Source organism: Polymorphospora sp. A560 (genome assembly GCF_045781765.1).
GTDB lineage: Bacteria > Actinomycetota > Actinomycetes > Mycobacteriales > Micromonosporaceae > Polymorphospora > Polymorphospora lycopeni.
In genome coordinates this window covers 6,765,510-6,783,860 of sequence record NZ_CP122282.1, presented here as the reverse complement: position 1 = coordinate 6,783,860, position 18,351 = coordinate 6,765,510, and the positions used below count along the sequence as shown (strand labels likewise).

Genomic DNA, 18,351 nt, shown 5'->3' with positions numbered 1-18,351 from the left:
ACCGAACGTGCCCAGCACCGACACCGACCTGCGGCCCATCCCGGTGGGCCTCGCCCGCGACCACGACCCCGAGGTCATCGCCGTCCCCGGCATCGACATCGGCCCCGCCGAGCTGCGCGGCCCGGCCGCCGACGCCGTCGTGCGGTGGCTCCGGGACGGCGTACGCAAGGTCGTCCTGCCGGATCCCGTCGACCTGACGGTGGCCGGCGGTGCGCAGGCCGTCGACACCGTACGGCGCCTGGTCCTGATCCGCGAACTGACCAGCCACGGCATCGCGGTCGACTGGCGGCTGCGGCTGCCCGGCGAGGAGGAGCAGGAGTGGCTGCCGTACGGCCACCTGCGGCCGCCGCTGGAACTGCTGCCCCCGCCCGGGACGGGGGGCGGAGACCCGGTTGGGCAGCTCGCCGACTGGCGGAAGGCGTTCTACTTCGACAAGTGCACGTACCGGCGCGGCCCCGGATTCGTCCAGGTGCGTGACCGCCGGTCCGGCCGGCTCAACCTGATCACCATCGACGACCCGGCCTACCTGACGGTGCTCGACCAGCTGATGGACGGTGCCGACCTGACCGCCGTCGACCTCGACATCGCCCGCGACTTCGGCGAGGAGGGGCTGGTCACCAAGGTCGGCGACCTCCTGGTGTGGCTGCCGTACCGGCTGCGCCGCTGGCCGCTGCCGTCCATGGTGGTCTGACCCGGGTGGGCCGGGCTAGAAGCAACGCCGTTCAGTTAGGGCGGTGGCTGGTTGGTCAAGGTTCGTTGGTGATGACGTCGATGTTGGTGGTGGCCTTGTAGGTGCGGCGGTCGATGTTCGGTCCGCGGGCCTGGTATTTGGAGTTCGAGCGTTTGATCATGCGGGTCTTGGTGCGGATGCGGCGTTTGGGTAGCAGATCGGCCAGGACACGTTCGCCGATGGCGCCGACCAGGTCGATGACGGTATCGGCGATGACGCCGGCGGCGTGGACGACCTGGTCGCGGGCGGCGTTGAGGGCGGTGGTGAAACTGGCCCGGTCCGGGTCGAGGCCGGGCCGGCTGTCGGTGGCGTCGGTCATGGCGGTCCGTAGCAGTTGGTAGACGATCAGCAGGGCATGGATCTCCTGGTCGACGCCGTCGAGGGTGCGGGCACGCAGGACCCGGCCGCCGAGGATCGTGGACTTGAGTTCCAGGTAGGCGGTCTCGATCTCCCATCGCTGGTGGTAGAGGGCGACGAGGTCGGCGGCGGGGTAGCGACGCGGGTCGAGCAGGGTGGTGATGAGCCGGTAGTCGCCGGTGTGGCTGCCGGCGGTGGTGGTGATGCTGATCCGGGCCTCGATCACGCGGACGTGTCGGCCGCCGATGACCGACAGCCAGGAACCGTCGTGGTAACGGCGGATCAGGGGGAGCCTGCGGCCGGTCTTGCAGCGGATCAGCAGGTCCGCTCCGGTCGTGGTGATTGTGGTGATCAGGGCGGCGGCGGCGTAGTTGCGGTCGGCCAGGAGCAGCATCCCGGCGCGTAGGCTGCGGGCCAGTCGCTCGGCTTGGACTGTCTCGCCGGTGGTGCTCGGGTCGAACACGGCGTCGAGTATCGATCGGGTGCCGCAGGCCAGCAGGGCGCTCAGCCGCAGTGTCGGGTAGCCGGAGCCGCCGTTGTTACAGCGGTGTTTGACGTAGCGGCGCAGGTTGGCCGGCGAGTCCGCTACGGCGATGACGGTGCCGTCGATGACGACCGGTAGCAGGCCCCGCCACCACACCGCGGCGACGGCGCCGGTGGCCGCAGGGCCGCGTAGCAGGTCGAACAGGGCCCGTAACGGGGCTGGGCCGAGTCGTTGCCGGGCCTGCCGCAACGCACTGCCACTGGGATCGGCGACTGGTAGCCCGCGTAGGCCGGCGACGAGTTTCGCCCACACCTGCCGGTAGCCGAGGTCGGCGAACAGACAGCCGGCCAGTAGCAGGTACACCACGACCCGGGCCGGCAACAGACGGACCCGTCGCTGCGTACGCCGGGTCGTGGCCAGCACGTCATCGACCATCTCGAACGGCACGAGGCGGGTCAACTCACCGAGATGACCCGCCGCGAACGGTCCGGCAGCTACCGTGACCGTCCGTGTTATGGCAATCTGATCCACCAAGCGGGGTTCCTGGTTCGGGTTGTCTTGGAGTGACAAACCTTGATACCGGAACCCCGCTTCTCACTTCCTGATCAACACACCCCTTGACCAGCCCCGCCCACCCCTAACTGAACGGCGTTGGGGCTAGAAGTCGACCCGCATCACGACCCGCCGCCGGGTGGGCCGGCTGACCTCGGTGTAGCCGGCGGCGGCGAAGATGCTGCGGCTGCCGACGTACAGCTCGCCCCAGACCAGGTCCTGTCCCGCCTCCGTGATCATCGGATAGCCCTCGACGGCCCGGGCGCCGCGCTCGCGGGCGAAGTCGACGGCGGCCCGGGCGAGCGCCCGGCTCACCCCTCGGCGACGGAACCCCACCCGGGTGACGAAGCAGGTCACGGCCCAGACGCCGGGGTCGCCCGGGTCCTCGCCGCGCCCGCTCCACGGGACCCGGGCCCGCAGCAGGCGTACGTACTCGGTACGCGGCTCGACCGCGCACCAGCCGGCCGGTTCGCCGTCCAGGTAGGCGACGAGGCCGGTCGTCGTCTTCGCGTCGGGATCGCCGCAGTTGGTCTGCTCGCGCAGCCGGCGGGCCCGTTCCTCGACCGGAGCCGACCGCCACGACGAGTCGGCGTGCCGGAAGTGCTGGCACTGGCAGTTGGCGGCCTCGCCGCGGGTTCCGAAGACGGCCCGCAGGTCGTCGCCACTCGCCTCGTTGGCCGGTACGACGGAGATCTTGCCGCCCGCGTCCGTCCTGGTCGCGTCTGCCATCTCGAACAACCTCCACCGGCGCAGCGTGCCCGACCCGTCACGCTACCGGTGATGCGCCCTTCGCCCCTCCCGACGTGCCGGTCGTACCACACGCGTCGCTGTCCGGGGTGCTTTCCGGGCCTTCCCGTCCAGCCGCCGGTGCCGGCCGGCGTGGGCGACCACGGGGCATGACGAGTGCCACGATGAGGGCCGCCAGCAGGAGGATCGCCGTGGCGGTCAGCAGGGCGGCGTCGAACCCCGCCACGATCGCGTCCGGGCCCGGTGCCGTCCGCAGCGCCGCCGCGGCGGCGGTGGCCGCGACGGTGTTGAGCAGCGCGGTGCCGATCGAGCCGCCGAGCTGGGTCACCGCGTTCACGGCGGCCGACGCCGCGCCCGTGTCGGCGCCGTCCACGCCGCTGGTCGCGGCGGCGACCGCGGGATTGATCGCGCAACCGAGCCCCAGCCCGATCAGGATCTCGGCGGGCAGGAACCGGGTCAGGTAGAGCCCCTGTGCGTCGGGCGTGAGCCCGACCAGCAGCGCCATCCCGGCGGCCATCACGACGAGCGCGGGGACGATCAGGCGCCGGGCCGCCAGGCGCGGCGCGAGCAGGCCGGCGATCAGCGTCGATCCGACGGCGATCGCCAGCGCGAGCGGAAGGAACGCCAACCCGGCACGGATCGGTGGATAGCCGAGCAGTTGCTGGAACCAGTAGGTGAGCACGAGGAAGAACCCGAACAGTGCGAGTTGCGGCAGCCCGATCGCGAGCAGCGCGCCGCCCCGGGTCCGGTCCAGGAGCACGCCGAGCGGCAGGAGGGGGTGGGCGGCCGTCCGCTGCGCGATGACGAACACGACCAGCAGCAGCACCCCGGTCACCAACGGGACGACGACGAGCGGGTCGGCCCAGCCCCGGTTCGCGACCTCGGCGAGTGCGAACACCAGGGCGGCCATGCCGGCCGCGCTGCTGCCGGCGCCCACGAGATCGGGTCGCATCCGGCGGGTGGGCCGGTCAGCGGTCACCGTAAGGGCCCCGACCAGTGCGATGCCCGCGATCGGAATGTTGATCAGAAGGCACCAGCGCCAGTCGAGATACTGCGTGAGCGCACCACCCAGAAGCAGTCCGATGACCGCGCCCGCCCCGGTGAGCGCCCCGTAGACACCGAACGCGATGCCCCGCGCCCGGTGATCGGTGAACGCCGCCGAGATGATCGCCAACGCGGCGGGAGCGAGCAGGGCGGCGAACACGCCCTGCGCGGCCCGCCCGGCGAACAACAGCCCCGCGGTGGGGGTCAGGCCGGCGAGCGCGGACGCCAGCGCGAACCCGACCAGCCCGACCACGAAGGTTCGCCGGGCTCCGAGGGTGTCGCTGAGACGCCCGCCCGGCAGCAGCAACCCGCCGAACGCCAGGGCGTAGGCGGCGACCACCCAGCCCCGGGAGGCGTCGCTCATCGCCAAGTCCTGCTGGACCGAGGGCAGCGCGATGGTGACGACCGTCGAATCCAGCACCACCATCAACTGCGCCGATCCCGCTGTCGCGAGCACCCACCAGTGCCGGGCGGAGGTCGTCATCGAAGTCTCCTGAACATCGATCATCTAACTTACCAACGTTAACTTACGGACTCACGATACGAGCGAGCCGTGGCGGAACGCGACGGAATTCCGACGGTGAACGCGTTGCGGCGGAGAGAGTGCGAGCGGGAACCGTGTTCCGGGCTCAGGATTCGGTTGCGCGACGAGGCGGACCCGATGGGCGCCGGCAAAGGCGGCTGGATGCGATGAAGGCCGCCGACGGGTTGCCCCGATCAGCGGCCTAGGTGAAGATCATCGGTGGTGCCCCCGGCAGGATTCGAACCTGCGCCCCCGCCTCCGGAGGGCGCGCCCCGAACCGCTTGAAGGTGCCCATCTAGCTGGGCGACTGTGCGGGGTGCCCGTGCGGCCTGGTCAACTTCGGGGCGCCCTCGGGGCAAGCAGGGTCCACCAGGTGGCGTCGGTGGCGTGATCATGCTTGCGGGCGGGAGCCTGCCGTGTTCTGGCCACCTCGCCACCGTGCCTCACTGATGCCGCGGCGCGGGTCGGTGGACACCGTGCCAGGTGGACGGAGGAGCGGACTCACCCACACTCCCGGCGCACGAAACGACTCCTGCGTATACGGTGTTGGGTATACTGATGTTTGACCGGGCCTCGCGTAGGCCAAGCCGTCGAAGGGACGACAGCCATGGAGGACCCCGCGTACGTCTCCATCGCGGGCCAATACGCGCGGAAGATTCGCAGCGGCGACCTTCCGCCGGGGGTGCAGCTTCCGAGCTATGCCGAGATTGCCAAGGAAAACGGGGTGTCGGATATCGTCGTGCGGAAGGCAATCGAATTACTTCAAACCCAAGGTCTTGTAAGAACCGTTCAGCGCCGTGGCGTCTTCGTGACCGATCGTCCCAACCTTGTGCGAGTCTCGCCAGAGCGTCAGTTGGAGAGCGCGGAAACGACGTTCTCTAACGAGTCAGATCACGAAATCCAAGTCGAGCGCGAAAGCACTCAGGTTCGGGCGACCGACAGCCTAGCGGAGATATTTGGCGTCGCTCCGGGCGACGAAATTACGCATGTCGTAACCCGTGCCACAGAAGATGGTCGGCCGATCTCTATTTCGGATACGCACCTGGCCCCGGGTATTACCGACATATCAAGTGCGACAACTCTCGAAGAAACCCTAGCGGACCGGATTCCGTCGCCTACACATGCGGCATGGTTGGGTACGGCCCCTGGTGAACTGACGAAAACAGTTCACCAGCGGTTCTTCGCGGCAGATGGGCGGGCAATCATGGTGTCGGACGTGTCCTATCCATGGAACCGCTACGATGCATGGGCATTCAGGATGCCCATCGGTTAAAGACCCAAATAGCCCCCGGCTGGCGGTTCGCCGCGCGGCCGGGGGCTATTTGTTTACTGCCGAACCCAACCCTGGGCCACGTCCGACAGGTTCCACCACGAGACATAGCTCTCGTCTCGCGATTCCAGTCGCCAGGCCGTTGTTAGGCGCTCAAAGAACGCATCGTCGCCAGTCTTGCCACCCTTAGGTTCACCGATGAAGATGAGACGCTGACCTCCGGCGCGTTCAAAAGCGACCAGTGCATCTGACGCCATCGTGTCGCCCCACCCCGGGGGCCAACAAAGAAACAACACCTCATCCGAAGCGTTCTTCAAGCACGAAGTGAAGCCTGACAGGTCGCCAACGTCGTACCAGGTATCGGGCTGCCCTGGAGCGCGAGGGAATGACACATTCTGCGTTCGGTCGGGTGGCTCGGAATCAAAGGCGCGCACTGCGAGACCCGCGCGAGTTAGCTGAGCCGCCCAGTATCCTCGACCGGCCCCAAGCTCCACAATGGGACGATCGCCGCAAAATTGCGAGCACCACTGAATCGTCCCTGGTGCTGGAATGGCATATGCATAGTGTGCTTGTAGGGCCATCTGCGCAAATGCAAGTCGCGCACTGCCGTTGATATTGCCACCGTTTACCACCCGACGATTCTCGTACGCAAACACGGATGGCTCAACAAGGTCCCAATAGGGGTTCTCTGTCGCAGACTCTCCGCCAGTCAGATAGTGCGCGAATCGCAGGTCGAACGCATCGTCGGCGCGCCAATCGCCTGTTCCTGACAGCATTGGCGCCATCTCCATATATTCGGCCACATTGGGATACGTGGCGCGCAATCGCTGCTGGTCGCCCAGTAGCGCAAGAAGTTCGGCGCGACGTTCCGCAGTCAGCATCAGCTCAGCCACGCCCCAAGATTCTGCCGTCCTCCGGCGAACCGCGACAGTCGGCTCGCCGCTGGGCACGTCGCGTCGTGCCCACCTGCTCGGTCGGCGCGCGTCGCGTGCACCCGCCTTCAAGGGGGAGCGCAGCTGCGCATACGCAGAACTTGTGCGTATACGCAGCTGCGTATACGCTGAGCCCTGTCGCCGCTTGGCGAGCAAGGAAGCTGGTGATTCCACAGCCGGCGGAGGTGGCTTCGGCTGCGCCGCTCGTGAATCTGCTGGAAGCCGTGGCGCATGGCTCCACTTGAGAACTGCACAGAGGTCCGGGACGCAGGGAGATTCGTCTTCCTCATTGGTCCCGAGCATGCGATCTAGGGGTGGCAGGCGAGCGTCGGCCGTTGACTTGTCCGGCCGCAAGACTTGTCCGCTTTCAGGGGTTTGGCCCCTTGCTTGCCCAACCGAGGGTCGCCCGCGTGCTGTTCGCACGCCGCGTCGCCTGGGGAGCGCGGCCGGTGTTGGCCGCGCCCCGGTTGCTTGTCCGACCTGACTTGAGCTGGAGAGAGGTGAGCTGTCATGTCCGTGAGCATCGCCGCCGCCGTGCGGATTACGACCAGGAGCAGCGCCGTGTGGCGTGACTGCGGCGGGTGTGGCCGCCTCGCTCCGCTGGCCCCCGATGAGCGTCGGTGCCGGTCTTGCCGGCAGCCGTCGCGCTCTCGCCGTACCGGAAGGAACCGATCGAAGTGAACCCCGAACTGGACGGCCCGACCGCCGCCGACCTGGCCGCGATCGACCGTGAGTGGCCGCTGATCGCGGCCGAACTGGACCTGCTCGACGCGGAGATTTCCCTGATCTACGCCGCCGATCACGGCGGCCCGACCTCGCTCGACTGGCGTCGGGTGCGTCGCGCCGAGCACCGCGTCACGCGGGCCGCCGCCGCGATCAGCGTCCCGACCGCCCCGTTCCGGCTGGTCGCCTGACCTGCCTCTCACTGTGAAGGAGTTTCGTGCAATGACCGAACGGAAGTCCCGGCGGACGGTGTTCGCCGAACTGCTGCTGCTGGCCAACCCGACCGAGATTCGACAGGCAGGCGACGGGCAGAGCCTGCGCGTCGAGTTCGAATCGATCGCTGACCTGCGCTCCTGGCTGCACGCGGCCGGACTCAACTCGGATGACCTGACGACCCACGAGTTCACCGAGGTCAAGGACGACGGCACCCCGTACCGGACGCTGTACGCCTGGCCTAAGTGGCACGGCTGGAAGATCAGCGCCTACGCCACGGACCGCACCGACCCCGGCCCGCTCGACACCGACACGGTAGACAAGCTCGCCGCGCTGACGGGTGCCTGACATGGCCGACACCCGCCGCCGGTTGTTGCCGGGCTGCGGCCTGCCGGCCGGTATCCGAGTGGAGGCGTACCAGCGTGGCCTGCTCGGTCACCAGTACGCCGCCCACACCATCTACGCCTGCCCGGACTGCGCCGACGCGTTCGACGTGATCTTTCGGCGTAACGGCCGGGTGGTCCGGTCTGAGGTGCCGCCGTTCAAGCGGTGCGGCACCGGCTTCGACTGGTCTCGCCCCCGTGGTCAGGCATGGATCGAACCCAACCCCACTCCCGCCGCCTACGAGAGGACGGAGGACAACTGATGAGGTTCCGACGAAGTGCCGCGTTCGTGGACGCGGACACCGCTGCCGCGCACGCGGCGGCCCGGCGGGAAGCCGCCGCCGCCGAGGTCGAGCGGATGCGGCTGATGGCCCAGCTCGACCGGGAACGGCAGGACGCCGCCGCCGAGCAGGCCCGCCGCCGGGCGATCGCCGAAGACGAGGAACGCCAGCGGCGCGCGGCGGTCCGCCGCCGGGAGCGTGCCGAGAGCAGCGACCGGCGCCGCAAGGCACGGGCGGCGTTCGCGGCGAAGGTCCGCCCGGCGTTGCCGCTGCTGCTGATCAACGGTGGTGCCGCCTACGCCCAGGCCGCCTACGCCTTCTCCGAGATCGCCCCGGCAACGTGGACGGTTCCGCCCCGGCTGGCGTTCGCGCTGGCGTTCGCGCTGGCGCTGGAGTCGATTGCCGTCTACGTGCAGTGGCACGCCCATGACGCCCTGATGCTCAAGGCCCACGCCACGGCCGCGTCGCTGCGCAAGGCGGCATGGCTGATCGCCGCCGTGGTCGCCGCGATCAACTACGCCCACTTCGCCGACGGGATCAAGCCGACGGCTGCGGCGGTGGCGTTCGCCCTGCTGTCGCTGCTCAGCCCGTGGCTGTGGGGACTCCACACCCGCCGGGCACAGCACATGCAACTGCTCGCCGAGGACTCCAACCTCATCGATGACGCCGGGGTCGAGTTCTCCCCGAAACGACGCCGCGCGTTTCCGATCCGGTCGCGGATGGCCGAACGGTGGTCGATCGAGCACAACGAACGCGACCCCCGCAAGGCATGGGAGGGCTACAACACCGAACGCGCCGCCCGCCGCGCCGCCGCCGGCACCAACCGCACACGGGCCGCCTGGCACGCCTTGACCGGCAAGCCGACCCCCACGCCGGCCCTCCGACCGGTCGCCGTGACCGGCCCGGCCCCGGCCGCCGAGCCGGCTCCTGAGCCGGTCGTCGTCGACCAGCCGACCCCGGTTGAACCGGTCGCTCCGGCGCCGGTTGAGCCGGTCGTGGTGGAGCGGGTCACGCCGCGTTCCCTGACCGCCGCGCAGCGGGTCACCGCCGCACACGACGCCGAACCGGCCGCCACCCACGAGCGGATCGCGGACCTGGCGCGGGTCAGCGTGAGCACCGTCAAGCGCCACCGGCCCCGCACCGGGACCGGTTCACCATCCGGCCCGAACCCTGCGGAAACGCCCGCTTACAGCGGCCACCTGAAGGCCGCGTGATGGCCGACGTCGCCGGTCACCTCGCCGTGACCGCCGCCGGCTACCGCCGACAGATCGCAGCGGCCCGTCACCGGATCGACCAGCTCATCGGGCAGGCCGAGACGCGGCTCAACGACGAGGACGCCGACCGACAGGCCGTGCTCGAAGACCTGCTGACCGGCCTCGCCGTGCTGTGCGAGGACCTGAACCCCAACACCTGACCCGCCCACCGACAGACAGGAACCGACGTGAGCAAGAAGGACAAGAACAAGAGCACCGTCGAACTGGTCGCGCAGCTCATCGCCCGACAGCAGCCGACCCCGCGCCCGGACCTGCGGTGCGAGGACTGCCAGCGCGAGTCCATCGGCGTCTGCGAGGGCTTCGGACGACGGCACAAGAACCGCTGACCCCGCCCGGCGGCACGGCCTACGGCCTCGCAAACCAGTGCCGTGCCGCCGGTCTCCCCGTCCGTCACCAGACATCAGGAGAGACCACCCATGTTCCCAGACCCTTCCCCCGGCCCTGGTCGTGGCCGCATGAGCACGATCGGCCGACACCCGCTGATCCGCATGCTGCGCGCCCTGCACCTGCCCGCGACCGACTACGTCGTGTTCGGGTCCGGTCCGTTGCTCGCTCACGGCCTGCGTACCCAGCTTGGTGACCTGGATGTGGTGGCGCGTGGTGCGGCGTGGGACCGGCTGGCCGCCATGTCCCGACCGGTCACCGCGCCGTCCGGGCATGGCCGCATGGTCCGGCTTCAGATTGAAGCCGCCGACCGGTGGCTGCCCGGCTTCGACACCGACCACCTCATCCGGTCCGCCGAGTGGCATGCCGGTATCCCGTTCGCCCCGCTGTCCGAGGTCCGCCGCTCCAAGCTGGCCACCGCCCGCCCGAAGGACCGCGCTGACCTGGCCCTGATCGATTCCGCCACGCCCACCACCTGCCCGCGAGGGGAGTACCGCAGATGAGTACCAACGCGTTTCAGCCCGACGACTTCGACGACCGCACGATCGACGGCGAGGTGGTCGACGCCGAGGTGGTCGACCTGGACAAGGTCCGCAACCGCCGCGCCGGGGCGGGGGACACCTCCACCAGCCCGGCCGCCGACGACACCGACGACGACAGCGACGGGGATGCGGAGTCGCTTGACGACGACGCGCCGACGCTCGGTGCGCCGGTCGACCGGGACGACGACCCCGGTTTCACCCCGACCCGCCGTCCGGATCGGCGGGCGATCCTGCCCCGCTGGGCCTACACCTTGCGTGGCATCAAGGCCGCGATCCGCTGGCAGCTCAAGGACTTCGGCTACGTGTCCGCGTTCCACGCGGTCCGGCTGCCGAAGTACGCGGGCAAGCTGCTGGTGTGGTGCCCGGTCGGGCTGTTCAAGGGCACCGGCCGTCTGCTGTTGTGGGCCAGTGCCGAGGAAGGCAACTACGGGCTTCGGCAGGCCGCGGCCGGTCGGGGTTCGTCGTCGGACATCGATCAGTGGTTGAAGCTCGACGCGCGCCGTCAGCGTCAGTCGACGTGGCGTTGGTGGCTGCTCGCCGCCGGTGCCGGCGCGGCGACGGCGGGTGGCCTGGTCCTGGCCTACGGCCCGGTACCCGAGTGGGCGCCGTGGGCCGCGTCGGCGCTCACGGTTGGGCTGTTGGCGCGGGTGGGTCGGCCGGATGACAAGCCGATCACCGACCGGGTGACCGAGGCGACCCGCTACCGCAAGCTCACCGCCGAACTCGTCCGGCGCGGCCTGACGTCGCTCGGCCTGTCCGGCATCAACTCCGCGGTAGCCAAGGACCCGCGTGCGATCAGTTTCCCGGTCGACATCCACCGCGACGGCCCCGGCCACATCGCCATCGTCGACCTGCCGTACGGCGTCGAAGCCTCCGAGGTCGTCGCGCGGCGGGGCAAGCTCGCCTCGGCGCTGCGGCTGCCGCTCGACCAGGTGTGGCCCGAACCGGCCGACGGACACACCGGCCGCCTGGCGTTGTGGGTCGGCTACGAACCGGCGTCGCAGATGAAACAGCCCGCCTGGCCGCTGCTGTCATCGTCGGCGAAGGTCGACGTGTTCAAGCCGTTCCCCCTGGCCACCACGCCCCGGCTGGAGAACGTCGACGTCAGCCTGATGTTCCGCAACTACCTGTTCGGCGGCCAACCCGGCAGCGGTAAGACGTTCGCGCTGCGGGACCTGGTCCTCGCCGCCGCCCTGGACGCACGTACGGAGATCCGGGGCTACGAACTGAAGGGCGTCGGGGACTTCGCCGTGCTGGAACCGGTCATGACCGAGTACGGCAACGGCTTCGATGACGACACCCTCGCCCGCTGCTTCGCGTTCATCGAGTGGCTGTACGAGGAATGCCGCCGCCGGTCCAAGCGCATCGAGCACTACGCCCGGCTCGGCAAGGCACCGGAGAACAAGGTCACCCCGGAACTCGCCTCGCTCAAGGGTTCGGGCCTTCACCCGCTGGTGGCCTGGTTCGATGAGCTGCAAGAGCTGATGACCAGCAAGTACGGCAAGGACGCCGGGGAGATCCTGGAGAAGGTCATCAAGCTCGGCCGCGCGCTCGGCGTGATCATCCTGATCGGTACGCAGATCCCGGACAAGGACAGCCTGCCGACCGGCATCACCCGCAACGTCAACTCCCGGTTCTGCCTGTCGGTGGCCGATCAGACGGCGAACGACATGATCCTCGGGACGTCGTCGTACAAGCAGGGCTACCGCGCCACCGTGTTCCAGCCGGTTGATGAGGCCGGGTGGGGCATCCTGCGCGGCTTCGGCAAGCCCGCCTCGGTCCGCTCGTACTACGTCAACACCGACGCCGCCGCCCGCATCGTCGCCCGCGCCGTCGCGCTGCGGCAGGTGGCCGGGACGCTGCCCGAGCCGGACAGCCAGACCCGCGACGCCGCCCACATCGCCGACGTGCTCGCCGACCTCGCCCAGGTCTGGCCCGCCGGAGAGAAGTCGGCGTGGAACGAGACGCTGTGCACGCTGCTCGCCGAACTGCGCCCGGACGTCTACGGCGGTTGGGAGGCGGCGCAACTGACCGCCGCGCTCAAGCCGCACCCGTCGATCACCGTTCGGGACGTCGGACGGCGCATCGACGGCAAGCAGATCACCCGGCGCGGCTTCACCCACGCCCACCTCCTCGCCGCGATCACCGAACGTAACCGGAAGCGGTCGGCGGACTAGCCGGTGCGGGGCTGCTATCGATAGCGGCTCGACCTGCTAGCGATAGCAGCCCCGCTAGCACCCCATCGGAAACCTGAGCTGCGATCTAGCAGATAGCAGCTCACAGCCTCATGCACCCAAAAACCCGTCTGGGAGGCTGTTGTGGACACCCCCGCCATCGGTGCTGGCACCCTCGCCACCACCGCCATCCTGATCACACTCGGTTACGCTCTCGCCTGCTCGGTCTGGCCGTTCAAAGCCTGCCGACGCTGCACCGGAACCGGCCGCCGACGCTCCCCGTCCGGCCGCGCGTTCCGCGAATGCCGCCGCTGCGACGGCACCGGCCGCCGACTCCGCGCCGGCCGCCGGCTCTACAACCGCATCAACCAGGTACGCCGGGACGGCACCCGATGAACCGCCGCCGGCCCCGGCCGCACACCGACTGGTGCGCCCGCGACCACCGATGCAACCTCGCCGAACACCGATCGGAAGAGATCGTGGTCGACCTGCCCGGCCACGGCCGGGCCGTACTCACCCGCGTCCTGGTCGACGGCGGTGGCGAGTACGCCGACGTCCGACTGCGGATCGCCCTCGCCCCGGTCGAGTCGACCGCCCGCCGGCAGTTGCGCACGCTGCTCGGCGACCTGCGCACCCTGGTCACGCGCGCCGCGCTCGCCGGCCGGCCGACGCCGGACCGGTACCGGGGGGCGGCGTGATGAACGTGCTGTCGCTGTTCGCCGGGATCGGTGGTCTGGAACTCGGTTTGGAGCGGGCCGGGATGACGGTCGTCGGTCAGGTCGAGATCGATCCGTTCTGCCGTCACGTGCTCGCCGCCCACTGGCCGGAGGTGCCCCGACATGACGATGTCCGAACCGCTGTCGCCTGGTGGCGGTCCCGTCCCCGTCCCGCTGTTCACGTTGTCGCCGGTGGATTCCCGTGCCAGCCGGTCAGCGACGCGGGTCGCAAACTGGCGCAACAGGACCCGCGCTGGCTCTGGAACCCGATGGCCGACGTCGTCGCCGATCTGCGGCCCGAATGGGTCGTCGCCGAGAACGTGCCCGGTCTGCGAACCCGTGGCCTCGCCACTGTTCTTGCCGACCTGGACCGGCTCGGGTACGCCGCCCGTGCCGGCTACATCAGCGCTTGCGAGATGGGCGCCCCACACCCACGTAAGCGCCTGTTCATCCTGGCCCACCCCGAAGGCCAAGGACGGTGCCCGTGGCGGGCTCAGCGAACCGGCCCTGCTGCGCCGGATGGCCAGAGCGAAGGGGGGCACGGTCGACCTGGGGGACGCGATCGGTGGGCCACCGAACCCGACGTGGGTCGAGTGGCTCATGGGATTCCCCGTGGGGTGGACCGACGTCGCGCACTCGGAAACGCCGTCGTCCCCGACGTCGCCGAACACATCGGTCGACTGATCACCAACGGCGCCGTGTCGGCCACCGCCAGGCGGGCCGCGTGATGGCCCGGCCGGTCGCCAGCGTCGGAGCTGGTCTGGACGGTGGGCCACTGTTCATGCTCGGTAGTCACCAGCCGGGCTGGCTGTCCCGCGCACGGGTGCCGCTGTTCGTCTCCGACCGGCGGCTACGGGTCTACAAGACACTGCCCGTCGCAGCTGCGCCGTGGGCATGCGATTCCGGCGGGTTCACCGAGCTACAAAAGTACGGCCGGTGGACCGTCACCCCGGCCGAATACGTGGCCCGGCTACGTCGCTACCGCGACCACATCGGACACCTGCTGTGGGCGGCCCCGCAGGACTGGATGTGCGAACCGATCGTCATCGGTGGCGGGATCGCCGCCGGGCAACGGTTCGCCGGAACCGGCCTGTCCGTGGCCGAACACCAGCGGCGGACCGTGGCGAACTACGCGCAGCTGCGCGACCTCGCCCCCGACCTACCGATCATCCCGGTGGTGCAGGGCTGGCAGCCCGATGACTACCTGCGGTGCGTCGACCTCTACCAGTCGATGATCGGGCTCGACCTGACCACGGTGCCGCTGGTCGGACTCGGCTCGGTATGCCGCCGGCAGGGCACCCGCGACGCCGGGCTGATCCTGCGCGCCCTGCACCTACGCGGCGTGCGACGCCTGCACGGGTTCGGGTTCAAAGTCCTCGGACTGGCCGAACACGGCCACCTACTCACCTCAGCCGACTCGATGGCCTGGTCTATCGACGCCCGACGCCGGCCACCGCTGCCCGGCCACGCCGCCCGGCACAAGAACTGCGCCAACTGCCTGACCTACGCCCTGAACTGGGCCACCACCGTCCGCGCAACCGCCCGCAAGGCAGCCTGATGGGCCGACCGACCGGCATCCCCGACACCCTTCACCTGGCCGCCGCCTACATCGGCCGCCACGGCTGGACCCGCGACCACCGCCTCTACGACTCCCACGACAACTGCCAACGCGACTGTCCGGTGCATCGGACCGGCATGTTCCCGGCGTCGATCCTCGGCGCTGTCCGGGCCGCGCTTGTCGGCCGTCCGAAGTGGTACCTGACCAGCACACCGCCCGGCACGCCCGAGGCGTACGCGGCGACGCTCGATCACCTCAACTACCACCTGTCCAGCTACGGGGCGGCTGGGATGCGTGCCCCGGTCATCCCGTGGTCGAACGCCCCGCGCCGAACACTGGCTGAGGTGGTCGCCGCGTTGCGGGCCGCCGCGTCGACCGCGCCCCGGCGGGCGTTCGTCGGCCCGGTCGGGCTGGCGCCGGTCGTGCCGCTCCGCCCACGGACGAGCCGATCGGACCGGCCTTCGGCCGGGCTGTTCGACCTGCCTCACTCCGCCTGACTCCTGACCGACCGGAACGGAGAGAATTTCCATGCCTGACCTACTCACCGCTGCTCTCGGCTACGCCGAACGCGGCTGGTACGTCTTTCCGCTGATTCCTGACGACAAGCGGCCCGCGTTCCCGGACCGGTGCACCGCCGAGCGCTGCGACGGCACCGACCCCCGATGCCGTGCCGCCGGCCGCCATGTCGGGTGGGAGGAACGCGCCACCGTCGACCCGGACCGCATCCGCCGAGCATGGTCGACCCGCCCCTACGGGATCGGTATCGCGTGCGGCCCGTCCGGGCTGGTCGTATGCGACCTGGATACCCCCAAGCCCGGCCAGACCCCGCCGGCCGCATGGCGGCTCGACGGCGTACACGACGGCGGCGACGTGTTCACCGTCCTCGCTGAACGCGCCGGACAGCCGGTGCCGGACCTGACGTACACGGTCACGACCGGCCGAGGCGGTACCCACCTCTACTACCGCCACCCGACCAGCGGCCCGGCTCTGCGAAACACGGCGGGCCGGTTGGGGTGGCTGGTCGACACCCGCGCCCACGGCGGATACGTCGTCGCCGCCGGCTCGACCGCGAACGGCCGGCCGTACCGGGTCGCCGTCGACCTGGAACCGATGCCGCTGCCCGGCTGGCTGGCCGGGCTGCTCGCCCCGGCGCCGCTGCCGGCCCGCGGGCCGGTAACCGTGGCGCTGCCGACCAGTCGGCGCGGCGCGTACCTCGCGGCGGCGATCCGCCGGCAGGTCGCCCACCTGGCCGCCGCCCCGGACGGGCAACGCAACCGGGCGCTGTTCGTCGCCGCGGTCGCGCTCGGCCAGCTCGCCGCCGGTGGCGCCCTGACCGACGACGACGTGACGGCGGTACTGACCCCGGTCGCACTGTCCCGCGGACTACCCGCCGGAGAAGTCGCGCGCACGATCGCGTCCGGTCTACGGACCGGCGCGCGTCAGCCCCGAACCGTCGCCGCCTAACCCCGCCCCCGGAGCAGGAAGGAGAGCCCCGTGACCACCCGGTTGCAGATCGGCTCCGGCCCGGAAACGATCCGCGTACTCAAGAAGGCGCTCACCGAAGGACTACTGCCCGACACCTACGTGTCGGCCGGTGCGCTGGTCCACATGGAAGCCGTCTCCGGTGGCCTGGCCACCGCCGCCGACGAAGACTCACCGCTACCGGTCGCAGCCAGCACCGTCACCCCGGCCGGACTGGCCGGCCTGCTGGCCGAACACGCCTACGTCTACCGGCTCAAAACCCGCAAGAACGACAGCGGCGACCCCCAGGTCTACGAAGACGAGGTAACCCCGCCCCGCGACATCCTGGCCTCGGTCCTGGCCGGCAAGACCTGGCCCGGCGTCGCCCCGCTGCGCGGCATCATCGGCGCCCCGGTCCTACGCCGCGACGGCACCCTCCTACAGCAGCCCGGCTACGACCCGGCCACCGGCCTCTACCTCGCCGCCAAAGTCGCCCTGCCACCCGTTCCCGACGAACCCACCCCGGAACAGGTCAGCCAGGCACGCACGTTCCTGCTCGGCCAGTTCCTGCGCGATTTCCCGTGGGCCAGTGCCGCGGACCGCGCGAACTACGTCGCGCTGCTGGCCACCCCGATCCTGCGGCACTTCACCCGCTCGTTGACGCCGTTCGCGCTGATCGACGCGACCATGCCCTCGTCCGGCAAGACGATCCTGACCGCCGGTCCGGGCATGCTCTACGGCCAGCGCGTCATGCCCTGGGCCTACGCCGACGAGGAACTACGCAAGTCCATTACCGCGGTACTCGCCGAACAGGTCGGCGTCGTCATCTGGGACAACCTCGCAGAGGGCACCGTCATCGACTCGGCGGTACTCGCCCAACTCGTCACCAGCGGCGTGTGGTCCGACCGGCAACTCGGCGCGTCCCGCAACGTCGCCACCGTCAACGACCGGCTGTGGATGGCCACCGGCAACAACCTCCAGGTCGGCGGCGACATGGCATCCCGCACCGTCCGGGTACATCTCGACCCGGACATGCCCCGCCCCGAACTACGCGACCAGTCCGGATTCGGCATCCCACACCTTGACCAGTGGATCACCGCCCCCGCCAACCAACTCACCGTCCTGTGGCACCTACTCGTCCTGGTACTCGACTGGACGCGCCAAGGTGCGCCGCGGGCCGCCGGACTTTCGATGCGCCAATTCACCCCCTGGGCGCAAGCGCTCGGCGGCTTCCTCGCCCACCACGACATCGACGGCTTCCTGACCAACGCCGCCGACGTCCGGAAGATCGATGAAGACGAAACGCGCTGGCGCACGTTCCTCACCTGCTGGCACGACCGCCACGGCAACCGCCCCATGACCGCCGCCGACCTCCGCCGCGACGCCGAACCCACCCACATCGGCAGCGACATCACCGACCCATGGGACGGCCAGTTCATCACCACCAGCGCCGGCCGCCTACCCAACCCCCTCCAACTCGGCCGCCTCCTCACCGGCCAAGCCGGACGATGGCGCGGAGAACACGTCATCCGCGACGGCACCAACGAACGAGGTCGCGCCGTCTACTGGGTCGAACAACGCGACGCCTAGAAATCGCTGAACCAACTCGGCAACTCGGCAACTCGGCAGAACCGGCCCTCCACCAGCACAAACCCTCTGCCGAGACCCAACCAGTCGACAACCTTCAATCTCGGCAACTCGGCAACCCTCCTGCCGAGATGCCGAGACTGCCGAGATGAACCACCAGACCCTAAAAGATCTCGGCAGACATTTCCGCAGGTCAACCGCACCTTTGCCGAGATGCCGAGATGCCGAGATGGTTCAGCCCCCTACGCAAGAGCCAACGGACCGCGACCAACGCGCGGCCCGAGCCAGAGCGAACGACCCTCTGAGAGCGCCTGAGACGGTTCGGCGCATACCAACACACCAGGACACCCGAGATCTTGCGCCTACGGCCCTCTCAGAGGGCCGCTCTGAGCCCTTCTGTGGCGATACCTCCCTGA

Annotated in this window: 21 protein-coding genes; 17 read left to right on the top strand and 4 right to left on the bottom strand. The window is 69.7% G+C overall.

Going from position 1 to position 18,351, the window contains the following annotated elements:
• The first annotated feature begins 7 nt into the window (after positions 1 to 7).
• Positions 8 to 691: a DUF5825 family protein gene (locus QCD66_RS30615; protein ID WP_375735151.1), complete on the top strand. Its 684-nt coding sequence runs from the start codon at positions 8 to 10 to the stop codon at positions 689 to 691.
• A gap of 55 nt (positions 692 to 746) precedes the next feature.
• Here the strand turns inward: QCD66_RS30615 and QCD66_RS30610 are convergent, their stop codons facing one another.
• From QCD66_RS30610 to QCD66_RS30600, 3 genes are all read right to left on the bottom strand, one after another.
• Complete coding sequence (locus tag QCD66_RS30610) at positions 747 to 2,102, bottom strand: IS4 family transposase (protein ID WP_407566889.1); 1,356 nt, start codon at positions 2,100 to 2,102, stop codon at positions 747 to 749.
• A gap of 126 nt (positions 2,103 to 2,228) precedes the next feature.
• On the bottom strand, positions 2,229 to 2,852 hold the full coding sequence (locus QCD66_RS30605) for a GNAT family N-acetyltransferase (protein WP_375736939.1): 624 nt from the start codon (positions 2,850 to 2,852) through the stop codon (positions 2,229 to 2,231).
• A 37-nt stretch (positions 2,853 to 2,889) separates the two neighbouring features.
• Positions 2,890 to 4,398 carry an MFS transporter gene (locus tag QCD66_RS30600; RefSeq protein WP_407566888.1) on the bottom strand — a complete coding sequence of 503 codons (1,509 nt, stop codon included), beginning with the start codon at positions 4,396 to 4,398 and terminating at the stop codon, positions 2,890 to 2,892.
• A gap of 646 nt (positions 4,399 to 5,044) precedes the next feature.
• On the opposite strand from QCD66_RS30600, the gene QCD66_RS30595 reads away from it, so the two are divergent.
• The gene (locus QCD66_RS30595) at positions 5,045 to 5,710 is read left to right on the top strand and encodes a GntR family transcriptional regulator (protein ID WP_375736937.1); all 666 of its coding nucleotides are present in this window, start codon (positions 5,045 to 5,047) and stop codon (positions 5,708 to 5,710) included.
• 53 nt (positions 5,711 to 5,763) lie between these two features.
• Here the strand turns inward: QCD66_RS30595 and QCD66_RS30590 are convergent, their stop codons facing one another.
• The gene (locus QCD66_RS30590) at positions 5,764 to 6,600 is read right to left on the bottom strand and encodes a hypothetical protein (RefSeq protein WP_375736936.1); all 837 of its coding nucleotides are present in this window, start codon (positions 6,598 to 6,600) and stop codon (positions 5,764 to 5,766) included.
• 716 nt (positions 6,601 to 7,316) lie between these two features.
• Between QCD66_RS30590 and QCD66_RS30585 the strand changes: the two genes are divergently transcribed.
• From QCD66_RS30585 to QCD66_RS30515, 15 genes are all read left to right on the top strand, one after another.
• Positions 7,317 to 7,553, top strand: a complete 237-nt coding sequence (locus QCD66_RS30585; RefSeq protein WP_375736935.1) for a DUF6284 family protein — start codon at positions 7,317 to 7,319, stop codon at positions 7,551 to 7,553.
• Between the two features lie 31 nt (positions 7,554 to 7,584).
• Positions 7,585 to 7,923, top strand: coding sequence for a hypothetical protein (locus tag QCD66_RS30580; protein WP_375736934.1), 339 nt, complete (start codon positions 7,585 to 7,587; stop codon positions 7,921 to 7,923).
• Between the two features lies 1 nt (position 7,924).
• Positions 7,925 to 8,221 (top strand): hypothetical protein, encoded by a 297-nt coding sequence (locus QCD66_RS30575; protein ID WP_375736933.1) that lies wholly within the window; start codon positions 7,925 to 7,927, stop codon positions 8,219 to 8,221.
• The gene (locus QCD66_RS30570) at positions 8,221 to 9,453 is read left to right on the top strand and encodes a hypothetical protein (RefSeq protein ID WP_375736932.1); all 1,233 of its coding nucleotides are present in this window, start codon (positions 8,221 to 8,223) and stop codon (positions 9,451 to 9,453) included. Before QCD66_RS30575 ends, QCD66_RS30570 begins: the two co-directional genes overlap by 1 nt.
• Positions 9,453 to 9,653, top strand: coding sequence for a hypothetical protein (locus tag QCD66_RS30565; protein ID WP_375736931.1), 201 nt, complete (start codon positions 9,453 to 9,455; stop codon positions 9,651 to 9,653). The genes QCD66_RS30570 and QCD66_RS30565 overlap by 1 nt, the downstream gene beginning before the upstream one ends.
• Before the next feature lie 27 nt (positions 9,654 to 9,680).
• Complete coding sequence (locus tag QCD66_RS30560) at positions 9,681 to 9,839, top strand: hypothetical protein (RefSeq protein WP_375736930.1); 159 nt, start codon at positions 9,681 to 9,683, stop codon at positions 9,837 to 9,839.
• 129 nt (positions 9,840 to 9,968) lie between these two features.
• Positions 9,969 to 10,400, top strand: a complete 432-nt coding sequence (locus tag QCD66_RS30555) for a hypothetical protein (RefSeq protein WP_375736929.1) — start codon at positions 9,969 to 9,971, stop codon at positions 10,398 to 10,400.
• The gene (locus QCD66_RS30550) at positions 10,397 to 12,616 is read left to right on the top strand and encodes a cell division protein FtsK (RefSeq protein WP_407566887.1); all 2,220 of its coding nucleotides are present in this window, start codon (positions 10,397 to 10,399) and stop codon (positions 12,614 to 12,616) included. The genes QCD66_RS30555 and QCD66_RS30550 overlap by 4 nt, the downstream gene beginning before the upstream one ends.
• A 141-nt stretch (positions 12,617 to 12,757) precedes the next feature.
• Entirely contained in the window at positions 12,758 to 13,009 is a 252-nt protein-coding gene (locus tag QCD66_RS30545) for a hypothetical protein (RefSeq protein ID WP_407566886.1), read from the top strand.
• A complete protein-coding gene (locus QCD66_RS30540; RefSeq protein WP_375736061.1) occupies positions 13,006 to 13,311 on the top strand; it encodes a hypothetical protein in 306 nt (101 codons plus the stop codon). The genes QCD66_RS30545 and QCD66_RS30540 overlap by 4 nt, the downstream gene beginning before the upstream one ends.
• Positions 13,311 to 14,057 carry a DNA cytosine methyltransferase gene (locus QCD66_RS30535; protein ID WP_375736062.1) on the top strand — a complete coding sequence of 249 codons (747 nt, stop codon included), beginning with the start codon at positions 13,311 to 13,313 and terminating at the stop codon, positions 14,055 to 14,057. The genes QCD66_RS30540 and QCD66_RS30535 overlap by 1 nt, the downstream gene beginning before the upstream one ends.
• Positions 14,058 to 14,110: 53 nt before the next feature.
• On the top strand, positions 14,111 to 14,887 hold the full coding sequence (locus QCD66_RS30530) for a hypothetical protein (protein ID WP_375736063.1): 777 nt from the start codon (positions 14,111 to 14,113) through the stop codon (positions 14,885 to 14,887).
• Complete coding sequence (locus QCD66_RS30525; protein ID WP_375736064.1) at positions 14,887 to 15,384, top strand: hypothetical protein; 498 nt, start codon at positions 14,887 to 14,889, stop codon at positions 15,382 to 15,384. Before QCD66_RS30530 ends, QCD66_RS30525 begins: the two co-directional genes overlap by 1 nt.
• A gap of 31 nt (positions 15,385 to 15,415) precedes the next feature.
• A complete protein-coding gene (locus tag QCD66_RS30520) occupies positions 15,416 to 16,351 on the top strand; it encodes a bifunctional DNA primase/polymerase (RefSeq protein WP_375736065.1) in 936 nt (311 codons plus the stop codon).
• 30 nt (positions 16,352 to 16,381) lie between these two features.
• On the top strand, positions 16,382 to 17,938 hold the full coding sequence (locus tag QCD66_RS30515) for a hypothetical protein (RefSeq protein WP_375736066.1): 1,557 nt from the start codon (positions 16,382 to 16,384) through the stop codon (positions 17,936 to 17,938).
• Positions 17,939 to 18,351: the final 413 nt, after the last annotated feature.

What these genes read in the sequence shown, in the direction of transcription:
- QCD66_RS30555 (WP_375736929.1), top strand. Translation starts at nt 9,969, where the DNA reads ATGAGCACGATCGGCCGACACCCGCTGATCCGCATGCTGCGCGCCCTG.
- QCD66_RS30520 (WP_375736065.1), top strand. Translation starts at nt 15,416, where the DNA reads ATGCCTGACCTACTCACCGCTGCTCTCGGCTACGCCGAACGCGGCTGG.
- QCD66_RS30580 (WP_375736934.1), top strand. Translation starts at nt 7,585, where the DNA reads ATGACCGAACGGAAGTCCCGGCGGACGGTGTTCGCCGAACTGCTGCTG.
- QCD66_RS30600 (WP_407566888.1), bottom strand. Translation starts at nt 4,398, where the DNA reads ATGACGACCTCCGCCCGGCACTGGTGGGTGCTCGCGACAGCGGGATCG.
- QCD66_RS30530 (WP_375736063.1), top strand. Translation starts at nt 14,111, where the DNA reads ATGCTCGGTAGTCACCAGCCGGGCTGGCTGTCCCGCGCACGGGTGCCG.
- QCD66_RS30525 (WP_375736064.1), top strand. Translation starts at nt 14,887, where the DNA reads ATGGGCCGACCGACCGGCATCCCCGACACCCTTCACCTGGCCGCCGCC.
- QCD66_RS30535 (WP_375736062.1), top strand. Translation starts at nt 13,311, where the DNA reads ATGAACGTGCTGTCGCTGTTCGCCGGGATCGGTGGTCTGGAACTCGGT.
- QCD66_RS30540 (WP_375736061.1), top strand. Translation starts at nt 13,006, where the DNA reads ATGAACCGCCGCCGGCCCCGGCCGCACACCGACTGGTGCGCCCGCGAC.
- QCD66_RS30605 (WP_375736939.1), bottom strand. Translation starts at nt 2,852, where the DNA reads ATGGCAGACGCGACCAGGACGGACGCGGGCGGCAAGATCTCCGTCGTA.
- QCD66_RS30570 (WP_375736932.1), top strand. Translation starts at nt 8,221, where the DNA reads ATGAGGTTCCGACGAAGTGCCGCGTTCGTGGACGCGGACACCGCTGCC.
- QCD66_RS30575 (WP_375736933.1), top strand. Translation starts at nt 7,925, where the DNA reads ATGGCCGACACCCGCCGCCGGTTGTTGCCGGGCTGCGGCCTGCCGGCC.
- QCD66_RS30595 (WP_375736937.1), top strand. Translation starts at nt 5,045, where the DNA reads ATGGAGGACCCCGCGTACGTCTCCATCGCGGGCCAATACGCGCGGAAG.
- QCD66_RS30565 (WP_375736931.1), top strand. Translation starts at nt 9,453, where the DNA reads ATGGCCGACGTCGCCGGTCACCTCGCCGTGACCGCCGCCGGCTACCGC.
- QCD66_RS30550 (WP_407566887.1), top strand. Translation starts at nt 10,397, where the DNA reads ATGAGTACCAACGCGTTTCAGCCCGACGACTTCGACGACCGCACGATC.